This is a genomic window from Mycobacterium sp., assembly GCF_019247615.1.
Taxonomy (GTDB): domain Bacteria; phylum Actinomycetota; class Actinomycetes; order Mycobacteriales; family Mycobacteriaceae; genus Mycobacterium.
On sequence record NZ_JAFBAT010000071.1, the window covers coordinates 1 to 11,582 of the forward strand.

The 11,582-nt window shown below is 66.6% G+C and carries 12 protein-coding genes and 1 pseudogene; 8 read left to right on the forward strand and 5 right to left on the reverse strand.

Annotation, left to right across the window (positions count from 1 at the left end):
* From JO059_RS04680 to JO059_RS04690, 3 genes and pseudogenes are all read left to right on the forward strand, one after another.
* Positions 1–229 (forward strand): annotated as a pseudogene (locus JO059_RS04680) (serine/threonine protein kinase); the annotation flags it as partial.
* Between the two features lie 219 nt (positions 230–448).
* Complete coding sequence (locus JO059_RS04685; RefSeq protein ID WP_293314943.1) at positions 449–1,615, forward strand: acyl-CoA dehydrogenase; 1,167 nt, start codon at positions 449–451, stop codon at positions 1,613–1,615.
* An 87-nt stretch (positions 1,616–1,702) separates the two neighbouring features.
* Positions 1,703–1,954 carry a hypothetical protein gene (locus tag JO059_RS04690; RefSeq protein ID WP_293314944.1) on the forward strand — a complete coding sequence of 84 codons (252 nt, stop codon included), beginning with the start codon at positions 1,703–1,705 and terminating at the stop codon, positions 1,952–1,954.
* 67 nt (positions 1,955–2,021) lie between these two features.
* On the opposite strand, the gene JO059_RS04695 is transcribed toward JO059_RS04690, so the two are convergent.
* The 3 genes from JO059_RS04695 to JO059_RS04705 all read right to left on the reverse strand — a co-directional run bounded on the left by JO059_RS04695 (position 2,022) and on the right by JO059_RS04705 (position 5,303).
* Complete coding sequence (locus JO059_RS04695; RefSeq protein ID WP_293314945.1) at positions 2,022–2,903, reverse strand: 3-hydroxyacyl-CoA dehydrogenase family protein; 882 nt, start codon at positions 2,901–2,903, stop codon at positions 2,022–2,024.
* A gap of 108 nt (positions 2,904–3,011) precedes the next feature.
* Positions 3,012–4,433 (reverse strand): PE domain-containing protein, encoded by a 1,422-nt coding sequence (locus tag JO059_RS04700; protein WP_293314946.1) that lies wholly within the window; start codon positions 4,431–4,433, stop codon positions 3,012–3,014.
* Between the two features lie 102 nt (positions 4,434–4,535).
* The gene (locus JO059_RS04705) at positions 4,536–5,303 is read right to left on the reverse strand and encodes an SOS response-associated peptidase (protein WP_293314947.1); all 768 of its coding nucleotides are present in this window, start codon (positions 5,301–5,303) and stop codon (positions 4,536–4,538) included.
* A 116-nt stretch (positions 5,304–5,419) separates the two neighbouring features.
* Between JO059_RS04705 and aroA the strand changes: the two genes are divergently transcribed.
* Together aroA and rsgA are read left to right on the forward strand one after the other, a co-directional pair.
* The gene (gene aroA, locus JO059_RS04710; protein WP_293314948.1) at positions 5,420–6,703 is read left to right on the forward strand and encodes a 3-phosphoshikimate 1-carboxyvinyltransferase; all 1,284 of its coding nucleotides are present in this window, start codon (positions 5,420–5,422) and stop codon (positions 6,701–6,703) included.
* The gene (rsgA, locus tag JO059_RS04715) at positions 6,700–7,683 is read left to right on the forward strand and encodes a ribosome small subunit-dependent GTPase A (RefSeq protein ID WP_293314949.1); all 984 of its coding nucleotides are present in this window, start codon (positions 6,700–6,702) and stop codon (positions 7,681–7,683) included. Before aroA ends, rsgA begins: the two co-directional genes overlap by 4 nt.
* A gap of 54 nt (positions 7,684–7,737) precedes the next feature.
* Here rsgA and JO059_RS04720 read toward each other — a convergent pair whose 3' ends face one another.
* Positions 7,738–8,226: a helix-turn-helix domain-containing protein gene (locus tag JO059_RS04720; RefSeq protein ID WP_293314950.1), complete on the reverse strand. Its 489-nt coding sequence runs from the start codon at positions 8,224–8,226 to the stop codon at positions 7,738–7,740.
* Positions 8,227–8,320: 94 nt separating this feature from the next.
* Between JO059_RS04720 and JO059_RS04725 the strand changes: the two genes are divergently transcribed.
* Together JO059_RS04725 and JO059_RS04730 are read left to right on the forward strand one after the other, a co-directional pair.
* A complete protein-coding gene (locus JO059_RS04725) occupies positions 8,321–9,502 on the forward strand; it encodes a thiolase family protein (RefSeq protein ID WP_293314951.1) in 1,182 nt (393 codons plus the stop codon).
* Between the two features lie 4 nt (positions 9,503–9,506).
* On the forward strand, positions 9,507–9,998 hold the full coding sequence (locus JO059_RS04730) for a DUF302 domain-containing protein (protein WP_293314952.1): 492 nt from the start codon (positions 9,507–9,509) through the stop codon (positions 9,996–9,998).
* A gap of 49 nt (positions 9,999–10,047) precedes the next feature.
* Here the strand turns inward: JO059_RS04730 and JO059_RS04735 are convergent, their stop codons facing one another.
* Positions 10,048–11,220 carry an aromatic ring-hydroxylating dioxygenase subunit alpha gene (locus tag JO059_RS04735; protein ID WP_293314954.1) on the reverse strand — a complete coding sequence of 391 codons (1,173 nt, stop codon included), beginning with the start codon at positions 11,218–11,220 and terminating at the stop codon, positions 10,048–10,050.
* Between the two features lie 78 nt (positions 11,221–11,298).
* Here JO059_RS04735 and JO059_RS04740 point away from each other — a divergent pair.
* A partial coding sequence (locus tag JO059_RS04740; RefSeq protein WP_293314953.1) for a helix-turn-helix domain-containing protein occupies positions 11,299–11,582 on the forward strand: 284 nt, incomplete at its 3' end.

An 11,582-nucleotide genomic window follows, 5' to 3' on the forward strand; every position in this document is an offset into this window, starting at 1 on the left:
ATTCAAGAACATGATCCAGGACGTGGCCCTCGCTTCGTGCGGGCCGGACACCGGCCAGTCGCCGGGGACCTGGCACCAAGGTCAGGCGAGCGGGCAGATGGCATGCGGAACTCATCAGGGCGCGGCGGTACTGACGTGGACCACCGACGGCAAAAACGTGTTGGGCAGCATTCGATGGCCCAACAACGACATCAACGCTCTTCACCAGTGGTGGTTGTCCAACGGATGATCGGCGGCACGCGCCGCTGGGGCGTGCGGCAAGGCCTTGTCTGAAGCCGTTGCTGGCGAATTGATCTGAGCTTTTCCCGCTGCGCTGGTGACGCACGTCTCATGGCCACCCCACAAGCTGCGCGGCATTCTTCGTCGCCCGGCGACTATGCCGGCGAGCGCACGAACACCTAAAACCTTTGTTACAGCATCTGCTCCTCCCAACGAAGGGATGCAACCTATGGCACCGATCGGCAACCCGGCGTTCGAGCTGTTCAAACTTCCCGACGAGCACGACGAGCTGCGCGCGGCGCTGCGAGACATCTGCGAGAAGGAGATCGCCCCCTACGCGGCCGACGTTGACGAACATGCGCGGTTCCCGGAAGAGGCGCTCAAGGTTCTCAACGACACCGGCTTCTCGGCGGTGCACGTCCCCGAGGCATACGGCGGACCGGGCGCGGACGCGGTCGCAACCTGCATCGTGATCGAAGAGGTTGCGCGAGTGTGCGTATCGTCGTCGCTGATTCCCGGGGTGAACAAGTTGGGCACGATCGGCCTGATCCTGAACGGCTCGGAGGAACTCAAGAAGCAGGTGTTGCCGACGCTGGCATCGGGCGACGCGATGGCGTCGTACGCGCTGTCCGAGCGCGAGGCCGGAAGCGACCCCGCGTCAATGCGCACCCGTGCCCGCACGGACGGCGACGACTGGGTGCTCAACGGCACCAAGTCCTGGATCACCAACGGCGGTAGGTCAACCTGGTACACCGTGATGGCCGTGACCGATCCGGACAAGGGCGCGAACGGGATCTCGGCGTTCATGGTGCATAAGGATGATCCCGGATTCACCGTGGGCCCCGCGGAACGCAAGATGGGCATCAAGGGGTCACCGACCACGGAACTCTACTTCGAGGACTGCCCTATTCCGGGCGATCGGATCATCGGCGAGCCGGGCACCGGCTTGAAGACCGCGTTCGCCAGCCTTGACCACACCCGCCCGACGATCGGCGCACAGGCCGTAGGTGTCGCCCAAGGTGCCCTGGATGCCGCCATCGCATACACGAAGGAACGCAAGCAGTTTCGCCGAGCGGTGAGCGATTTCCAGGGTGTGCAATTCATGCTTGCGGACATGGCCATGCGGGTGGAAGCCGCGCGGCTGCTGGTCTACACCGCGGCCGCCCGCGCCGAACGCGGCGAATCGGGCTTGGGATTCATCTCATCGGCCGCCAAGTGTTTCGCCTCAGACGTCGCCATGGAAGTGACCACCAACGCCGTGCAGTTGTTCGGCGGTGCCGGATATACGCGCGACGTCCCGGTCGAACGCATGATGCGCGATGCCAAGATCACCCAGATCTACGAAGGCACCAACCAGATTCAGCGTGTCGTGATGGCGCGCGCTTTACTGGCATGATCTTGGTGAAACGACCCCTTGCGCGAGTGTAGTCAACTGACTACACTCGCCTTATCGTTGGCACACAGAGCGTCATAGGAGGGATCGATGGCAACGTCGCTGAATTTGGCCGGCAAAGCAGTCGCCGCCAGTGTTCTGGCTTTCGCGGGGTTGATGACCACCGGCGTGGGCATCAGCCGCGCCGACACGATTCAAACGGAGGGCAACTATCCGACCCACGAGGCCTGTCAGAACGCCGGCCCGGGCGTGAAGGCGACGACGCCGGGGAACTGGAACAACTTCTGGTGCGTCCCGGACGCCAGGAACGGTGGCAACTGGCGCCTGGTTCTGAGCAACTGAACTCGTTCGGCCGGACCGCGCGAGCGTAAAGCGCCCGTGGAAACCGGTTGCCCGACTTGGCAATCCGTTACGTCGGCGCTGCCGAATACGTGTAGAAACCCTCGCCCGACTTGACGCCGAGCTTGCCGGCGTCGACATAGGACTGCAACAGCTCGCGCACGTGCTTTGGCAGATGCGGGAATTCCTCGGCGTAGTGGTTCTCGATGTCGAGGACGACGTCCAGGCCGACCAGGTCCATCATCTGGAACGGCCCGGCCGCCACACCCAGGTTCACCTTGAACATCCCGTCGACATCCTCCGGACGGGCGACGCCCTCGGCGACCACGGCCAGCGCCTCGCGCTTGATGGCCGCCCACACGCGATTGAAGATGAAGCCGGTGCACTCCTTGCGCGCCTCGAAGGGCTGCAACCCGAACTCGGGCAGCACGGTCAGCAGCGTGTCGAGCAGGCCACGGTCGGTCTGCCCGTCGGACATCAGGTCGACCCCGTTCACCTCCGGCGGCATGTAGAAGTGCATGTTGCACAAGCGGGTTTTGTCGCGGACCTTCTCGGCCATGAGCCGCGACGGGTACGACGACGAGTTGGTCGCGAAGATGGTGTCCGGCGGCGCCGCCTGGTCGATCTGGTCCCACGCTGCGATCTTGATGTCCAGCTTCTCCGGGACCGATTCGACGACGAGCCACGCGTCGTCCAGCGCCTCTTCGAGCGAACCCGACGCGGTCGCGCCCCCCACTTCCCCAAATCCTCTGTCGGCCACCACCTTCGGTAGCGTCTCCGCCACGTACTGAACCGCGGCGGCGCGCTGTTCGGCGCGCGGGGCGTTGATCCGCACGGTTCCGCCCCGGCTGGCGAACATCAGCGCGATGCGGCGACCCAGCGTCCCGGCCCCGATCACCGCGACCGGGCGGTCATGAATGTCCTCGAAGGTGTGCGTGTACAAGCCGGTCACACAAGCACACTAAGCCGCACCCGCGGCGGAGGCTACGTCGCCGAACAACAAGGGAAGGTCCGACCGTTATCGCGCGCACACAACACGCTGTCGTTGGGCGGCGGCCGGTTACGGCAGCACTATCCCGGTGGCCGGGCCCAGGACGATCCGCTGGCCGCCGGGCGGCATGTAGCCGCCGGTGGGCCCGTAGAGGCCGTAGATCGGGTTGGTTGGGCCGGCCCCGGCGTACATGTCGTCGATCCAGCCCGTGGACAGTGTGTAGACGGCCGCGGTGTCGCCACCCGGGGAGAACCTGGTGACCAGCTGCGCGAAGAAGTCGACGACGGGTTTGTTGCCGAGCAGCGCGTCGACATGCGAGCCGTTGACGAGCTCGACCCCGACGAACTGGCCCGGGTAAAGGCTCACCAATTGATTGGTGGTGAGGCCGAAAGCGTTCCACACCTGTGGCGGTGCGGCGACCACGTAGTCGGGGATGTTCAACGTCTTCAGGTTGGCGATCGCGGCCGCGAAGGACGAGGAGTTCGTTGCCACCCCGTCGAACATCACCACGCCGAGCAGGTGGTTGTTGGCGGTGTTCCCACCGAGGTCCCGGACGTAATCGCCGGCTGCCAGCGTGGCGAGGCCGCCGCCGGCGGAGTGTCCGGTCATCACGAAGCTTTGCGGCAGGGTGCCGTGGTAACCGGCCTGGCTCGCACTGAGGTTCAGCGCGGTCTCGTTGCCCAGGAACAACGAGCCGACGGCCTGCTGCATGTGGGTGCCCATCAGCCAGGCGCCGCCCGGCAGCGGAAGCGACGACACAGTGGGGACGACCACGATGCTGTCGGTGCCCTCGGCCAGGGCGATGGCCAGATCGCTGTACCAGCCACCCGTTCCCAGGAATCCGTGCTGTAGATAGATGACACCGCGGGCATTCACCGAACCGTCCGCCTGCGTCGGGAAATACCAGCGCGTGGGGGCATCGTAGCCATGGGGACCGACCGGGATTTCCAGGTAGGAGAACCCCTCCCGGACCCCGGTCACGCGGCCGGGCGTTCCCGTCCCCTGCCACACGCCGGCGCTGCCGGACCCGAGACTCCCGTTGAAGAAGCCGGTGAGCAGCCTGCCGCCCAGACCCGGGCCGGTGCTGCCGGTGACGGCGGGCCCCACGGCGGCTTTACCGAAGAGCGGTTGCCCGGTCAGGTAGATGAAGGGCGAAAAGACGCCCTGGTCGAAAAACTGCTGCTCCACCCCCTTCACCAGCAGCGACACATTGCCGGCCTCGCCGGCGGCGTAGGCGGCCCCCGATCCGCCCAGCGTCTGCACGAAATGGTCGTGAAACAGCGCCGCTCGGGCGGTCAGTGCGTGAAAGTCGTCGGCGTAACTGCCGAAGTAGTCTGCGATGGCCGCCGACACCTCGTCCTCGGCCGCCGCCACAATCCCGGTCGTCGAGGGCGCCGCCGCCGCGGCGGCCCCCTTGATCGCCTGTGCGATTCCGCTCAACTCCCCCGACGCCAGGGCAACGGCCTCGGGCGCTGCGATCATGTACGACATCGGCGGCTCCATCCCCGGTGGCCCGACACAACCTCAGGACGCTACAAAAGGTACTGAGGTGAGGCCGCAATTGTTGAAGAATGGCGCCGCTGGAGCGCGCCTCTAGAGGAGCTTCATCTGCTCCGATTCCCGCTCGACCGGTTCCAGCAATTGCGGCCCGTTGTTGCGCACACTATTGACCAGGGTCGACACCTCGCGCATGCGAATCCCGCTGACGTCGGGCGGGCGAGTCAGCAGCTCCTCGTCGACCGGGGCGTCCGGGTTCAGCCAGCGATCCCAGTCGCGTTCCGGCACCACCAGCGGCATCCGGTCATGGACCTCCGCAAGCTCGCCGGGCGCGTCGGTGGTGATGATCGAACAACTCAGCAGCGGCGCCGCGTCTTCTTTGTCCTTTGGCCGCCACACCGACCACAACCCCGCCATGAAAAGCGGCTCGCCATCTTCGCGGTACATGAAGAACGGGGTCTTGGGTGACTTGTGGCCGCTCCCGTTCGCATTGACCCGCCACTCGTAATAGCCGTCCATCGGTATGAGGCAACGCTTGGACTTGGCGCTCGAACGGAACGCGGGCGAGCTGGTGACCTTGTCGGCGCGTGCGTTGATCAGCAGCGGACCCTTGCCCTCGGGCGCCCCGTCGGCCCCGGCCTTCGCCCAGGGCGGGATGAGGCCCCAGCGCATCAGCCGAACGCGACGAGTGGGCTGGTCGTCCGGCTCGGCATGCCGGGTCACCACGGTCGCGATGGTCGCGGTGGGCGCCACGTTGTAATTGGGCGCCGGGCCGTCGGGCACCGTACCCGTCGCTTCGTCGATGGCCTTGATTTTCTCCGCCAGCTTGGCGGGATCGGTCGTGACCGCAAAGCGTCCGCACATACTTGCCATGGTGGCAGAGCCACCGAATTCCATCAGGGGCAGAGCCACCGAATTCCATCAGGGGCAGAGCCGCGAAATCCCATTGGGACGGCGCAACGACACGCCATGATGGACCGGTGACCAGTTGGACGGCCCCGCACGCGACCGCTCCCGTGCACGCGACGGTGACCGTTCCCGGGTCGAAGTCGCAGACCAACCGGGCGCTGGTGCTGGCGGGCCTGGCGGCCGCACAGGGGCAAGGCGCCGCCACCATCGGCGGGGCGCTGCGCAGCCGCGACACCGACCTGATGATCGGAGCGCTGCGCGCCCTTGGCCTGCGCGTCGACGGGGCCGGATCCGAGTTGACCGTGAGCGGCCGCATCGCGCCCGGCCCCGAAGCCCGAGTGGATTGCGGCCTGGCGGGCACCGTCCTGCGTTTTGTTCCGCCGCTGGCCGCGCTGGCGGATTCGGCGGTCGAGTTCGACGGCGATGAACAAGCCAGGGCCCGGCCCATCGCGCCGCTGCTGAACGCGTTACGCAGTCTCGGCGTTCGGATCGACGGCCACGGCCTGCCCTTCCGAGTGCAGGGCAGCGGCTCCATCGCGGGTGGTGCCGTGGCCATCGACGCCTCGGCGTCTTCGCAGTTCGTGTCCGGCCTGTTGTTGGCCGCGCCATCATTCACCGACGGCCTGACCGTCCAGCACACCGGCGCTGCGCTGCCCTCCGCCCCCCACATCGCGATGACCATAGCGATGCTGCGACAGGCCGGGGTCGACGTCGACGACTCGGTGCCGAACCGCTGGCGGGTGAGCGCGGGCACCGTCGCCGCGCGGCCCTGGGACGTCGAGCCGGACCTGACCAATGCCGTCCCTTTCCTGGCGGCCGCGGTGGTCAGCGGCGGGGCTGTGCGCATCGCCGGCTGGCCCCCGGTGAGCGTGCAACCGGCCGACAATATTTTGAACGTCCTCGGTAAGCTGAATGCCGTTGTCACTAAGGGTGATTCGTTCCTCGAGGTGCAAGGGTCGGCCGATTACGAGGGCTTCGACATCGACCTACGCGCCGTCGGAGAGCTGACGCCTTCGGTGGCAGCGCTGGCCGCGCTGGCCTCACCCGGGTCGGTGTCACGCCTGTCGGGCATAGCCCATCTGCGGGGACACGAGACCGACCGGCTCGCCGCGCTGAGCACGGAGATCAACCGCCTCGGCGGCGACTGCACCGAGACGCCCGACGGACTGGTGATCTCAGCGACAGCGCTGCACGCGGGGACCTGGCGCGCTTATGCCGACCACCGGATGGCGATGGCCGGCGCGATCATCGGGCTGCGGGTCGCCGGGGTGCAGGTGGACGACATCGGCTCCACCGGCAAGACGCTGCCGGAGTTTCCGCAGCTGTGGGCGCGCATGCTGGGGTCTGGCGTTTGAGGCCCGGCGACTACGACGAGTCCGACGTCAAGGTCCGCTCCGGCAGGGGCTCGAGGCCGCGCACCAAGACCCGTCCCGAGCACGCCGACGCCGAGGCCGCCATGGTGGTCAGCGTAGACCGCGGACGCTGGGGGTGCGTGCTCGGCGGCCGCCCCGAGCGCCGGGTCACGGCGATGCGGGCGCGCGAGCTGGGCCGCACGCCGATCGTCGTCGGCGACGACGTCGATCTGGTCGGCGACCTGTCCGGGCGGACGGATACGTTGGCGCGCATCGTGCGACGCGCCGAGCGGCGAACGGTGTTGCGGCGCACGGCAGATGACACCGACCCCACCGAACGGGTGGTGGTCGCCAACGCCGATCAACTGCTGGTCGTGGTGGCGCTGGCGGACCCGCCGCCGCGCACGGGCCTGGTGGACCGGGCGCTGATCGCCGCGTATGCCGGCGGGCTGACGCCGATCCTGTGCCTGACGAAAACCGACCTTGCCGCACCGGAACCGTTCGCCGAGCAGTTCGAGGATCTGGAGCTGACGGTGGTCGCCGCGGGGGTCGACGATCCCCTGCTGGCGGTGGCGGACCTGCTCGCCGGCAACATCACCGTGCTGCTCGGGCATTCCGGCGTCGGCAAGTCCACGTTGGTGAATCGCCTTGTCCCCGAGGCGGATAGGGCCGTCGGCACGGTGACCGAGATCGGTCGGGGGCGGCACACCTCGACGCAGTCGGTGGCACTGCCGCTCGAGGGTTCGGGGTGGGTCGTCGACACGCCGGGAATCCGCTCTTTCGGGCTGGCGCATATCGAGCCCGACGACGTGCTGATGGCGTTTTCGGATCTGGCCGAGGCAATTCGCGACTGCCCCCGCGGCTGCGGCCACATGGGGCCGCCGGCCGATCCCGAATGCGCGCTGGACGAGCTTTCGGGTTCCGCCCGCCGCCGCGTGGCCGCCGCTCGGCGGCTGCTGGCCGTGCTCAGGGAGGCCCGCTAGCCCCCGTGCCGAGCGGGCGTGTTGGTGCGCCGACACGCCGCTCAAGCCGTACAGCTACGCACGCTCGCGCTTGGGGGAGCTGACCAACCGCATGCCGAGTTCCTCGGGCGGCACCAGGTGGCCCTCGCGGCAACGGATTTCGACGTCCGCGTCGGCGCCGCAACCGAGATGCGTGAGCCGCAGGCGGTCGCGGCCCGGCAGGTGGCGACGCCCCCACTGAAACATCGCCCAGACCACCGGCATGAAGTCGAGGCCCGCGTCGGTGAGCACATACTCCTCGCGGCCGCGCTGCCCGGGCTCGCGGTACGGCCGCCGCGTCAGCAGCCCGATGTCCACCAGTTCGGCCAGCCGTGCCGCGGCGGCGGCCTTGGTGATGCCCACCCGGCGGGCGAAGTCGTCGAACCGGGTGGTGCCGTAGTACGCCTCGCGCATGATCAGCATGGCGGACTTGGTGCCGAGGACCGACATGGTTTTTTCGATCGCGCACTCTCCGACCGCCGACCAGCTGTCGCGGTCCGCCAGCGAACCTTGCAGAAATGTCACCTAGATCACCTCCCGGTCTGGGTTGCTTTTAGCATACCTAGATGTTTACCTGAGTACAGCCAGTAATACCTAGCTCTGGACTCGAGGAGTAGCCATGGTTCAAGGCCGCGACGCCGTCATCGTCGGAGCCGTCCGCACCCCGATCGGCAAGGGCAAGCCAAGTGGCGCGCTGCACGGCGTGCTGCCCGCCGACCTGCTTGCACACAGCCTGCGCGAGCTGGTGGCGCGCACCGGCATCGACCCGGCGCAGGTCGACGACGTCATCGCCGGCGCCGTCACCCAGGTCGGCGACCAGGCCGTCAACATCGCGCGCAACGCCGTGCTCGGCGCGGGATTCCGCGAATCGGTTCCCGGAACCACGGTCGACCGCCAATGCGGCAGCAGCCAACAGGCGATCAGCTTCGCCGCCCAGGGCGTGCTCGCCGGCGCATACGATCTCGTGATCGCCGGTGGGGTCGAGTCGATGAGCCGTGTCCCGATGGGCAGTTCGGTGCTGCCGGGTAGCAATCCATTCGGCGAGGACATGGCGCGGCGCTACCCCGAAGGCCTGGTCCCGCAGGGCATCAGCGCCGAACTGATCGCCGCCAAGTGGGGCTTCTCGCGCACCCAGCTCGACGAGTTCTCCGCCGCCAGCCACGATAAGGCCGCCCGCGCCACCAAGGACGGGCTCTTCGACAACGAGCTCGTCCCGGTCGCCGGGCTGTCCACCGACGAGATCATCCGGCCCGGCACGACGGTCGAGACGCTGGCGGGACTGCAGCCGTCGTTCTACAACGAAGCGGCGAAAGAGCGCTTCCCACAGATCAATTGGTCGATCACCGCGGGCAACTCCTCGCCGCTCTCCGACGGCAGCGCCGCGGTGCTGATAGCCAGCGGCGAGACGGCCAAGAAGCTGGGGCTGCGCCCGCTGGCGCGGATCCACACCACCGTAGTGGTGGGTTCCGACCCGCTCTACATGCTGACCGGCATCATCCCCGCCACCGAGAAGGTGTTGCGCCGCGCGGGTTTAGCGATCTCCGACATCGACCTGTTCGAGGTGAACGAGGCGTTTGCGCCCGTCGTGCTGGCCTGGGCGCAGGATACCGGGGCCGACCTGGCCAAGACCAACGTCCACGGCGGCGCCATCGCGATCGGCCACCCGCTGGGCGCCAGCGGTGCCCGCATCATGACCACGCTCGTCAACGCGCTCCAACAGCGCGGTGGCCGCTATGGGCTGCAGACGATGTGCGAAGGCGGCGGCATGGCCAACGCCACCATCATCGAGCGGCTGGGGTAGTCCGGTGAGCGAGACCCCGTTCGAGGGCGTGCGAGTGCGCTACGACAGCGACAAGAGCTACGACGAGGTGCTCCGCGCGCTGCTGGACGACATCGGCGACAAGCCGGTACCGATCAACGACATCGTCACGACGACGGATGAGTGGGAATCGTATCGGGCGCGGCTCGAATCCTGGGCCGGGCCAAGCGGATTCATGCTCTTCGGGCTGATCGACCATGGCGCTTGGATCACCAAGGCGGGCATCGACCGCAAGGCGATGCGTGTCATCCTGGGCAACCCACTGATCGCCATCACAATGCTCCGCCACGAGATCAGCGCGGGCCTGTTCGCCCCGGTCGAGTTGCTGATCGTCGATGAAGGGGCCGGCAGCAGCGTCACCTATGTCAAGCCGTCGTCGCTGATGGTCGTCGAGCCCAACCCCGAACTACTGAGCGCCGCAAAGGCACTCGACGCCAAGTTGGCGGCGTTGGCAAGCAAGATTACAAGCGGCTCGTAAACACGGTCGAACAGCCCATGCCACCGTCATCGAGCATCTGAGCTAGCTCTCAAGCGAGCGCGACGCCAAGCTCTTGTGCGAACACTTTAATCATGTGTTGGACGGCGATTTCGTTGCGTCCGATGATCATGTGGTCGTGTTGGCCGTGTCTGACACCTTCGCCGCATTGCGGAAGCATCGCGAAGTCTTCGTCGCGCACCGCGGCATGAACCCGCTCAAATACCGCGTCGTATCCGGCTCTCATGTCATCCGTGGTGGCCGGGACTCGGCCCATCCAACTGTGCCGGACGGTGCACCGGGTGGGCTCGCCGTCAGGCAGTAGATCGATGATTTCCACGCCTATCGGGCTGTTGGCGAGGATGAGGTTGGGATAGACCCAGTAGATGACACCCATGTTGGCCAGCGGCTGCCGCGAAGCTTCGCGATTGGTTTGCACGTCGGTGATCCAGTTGAACGGAAAGCCGATTCGGTGGTGTTTGCCGAACTCGTCATAGACCATCGTGTTGGCCAAAGTGTTCTGTCCAATAAGACTGTCGCCGTGGACATACGGGAAGTGGTAACCCTCGGCGAATGCTTCCAGCGCGCCCTTCCAGGACACGGCGGAGGTGAACTCGCGTTCGGCGTGGTAGCTGTAGCTCTCGTAGTTCCACAGGGCCAGTTCGGCACCGAAGTCGCCGAGGTGGGCGTCGAGGTCGATGGCGGCATCGGCGGTCAACACCGCCCAGATGAAGCCATGTCGCTCGGCTGATGGCAACTCCACCAAGCCGTAGTCCTTCGTGTCCATAGAATCAAAGCCCGCCTTACCCGGAAGCCTGAACAACTCGCCGGTGTTCTTATACGTCCAAGCGTGATAGGGGCACACGAAGCGGGAAGCGTTTCCCGACCCACACGCAGGCATCGCGCCCCGGTGGCGGCAGTAGTTGAGCAGGACGTGACTGGTGCCGGTGCGGTCGCGAGTCACCAGCAGCGAGTCGCCCAGCACCGAGCGGACGACGTAGTCGTTGACTTCCGCGACCTGCGCTGACGGCACGATGGCCAGCGGCACCTTGCGCAGGATCTGGGACTCTTCGATCTCAGTGATCTTAGGGTCCCGGTAGTAGTGCAGCGGCACCCTCAGCTCGCGATCGGCAAGATCCGTCGTCTTGTCCAGCGCATGTCGCAAGCCTCGCTGCGTCAAGGTCTCGTCGCCGCCGCTCACCGGATGGTTGGTCGCCAACAACATGAGCTCCTCCCATTTGCCACTTCTGACCATACAAGAAAGTGCATTTGTATTGTCAAGACTTTGTGCAACGATCACGGGGTGCGGCGACACGGCTGGTCCGGCGACATCCCGGCGGATGACGACGAGGCGGTCAACCGGATCATCTCGGCGACCCGCAAAGCGATAGACGAGCGCCGAACCGTCAGTGTGTCCGAGGTCGCTGCGACGCTCGGCGTCACCCGCCAGACGATTTACCGGTACTTCCCGACGCAAGAAGCATTGTTGGGTGCGACGGCATTGTCGTCAGTCGATGGCTTCCTCGATCGCCTTGCGGCGCGCCTCGGTTCGATCGCCGATCCCCCCGAAGCGGTCGTGGAGGGCGT

What these genes read in the sequence shown, in the direction of transcription:
- JO059_RS04685 (WP_293314943.1), top strand. Translation starts at nt 449, where the DNA reads ATGGCACCGATCGGCAACCCGGCGTTCGAGCTGTTCAAACTTCCCGAC.
- JO059_RS04690 (WP_293314944.1), top strand. Translation starts at nt 1,703, where the DNA reads ATGGCAACGTCGCTGAATTTGGCCGGCAAAGCAGTCGCCGCCAGTGTT.
- JO059_RS04700 (WP_293314946.1), bottom strand. Translation starts at nt 4,433, where the DNA reads ATGTCGTACATGATCGCAGCGCCCGAGGCCGTTGCCCTGGCGTCGGGG.
- JO059_RS04705 (WP_293314947.1), bottom strand. Translation starts at nt 5,303, where the DNA reads ATGTGCGGACGCTTTGCGGTCACGACCGATCCCGCCAAGCTGGCGGAG.
- JO059_RS04725 (WP_293314951.1), top strand. Translation starts at nt 8,321, where the DNA reads ATGGTTCAAGGCCGCGACGCCGTCATCGTCGGAGCCGTCCGCACCCCG.
- JO059_RS04735 (WP_293314954.1), bottom strand. Translation starts at nt 11,220, where the DNA reads ATGTTGTTGGCGACCAACCATCCGGTGAGCGGCGGCGACGAGACCTTG.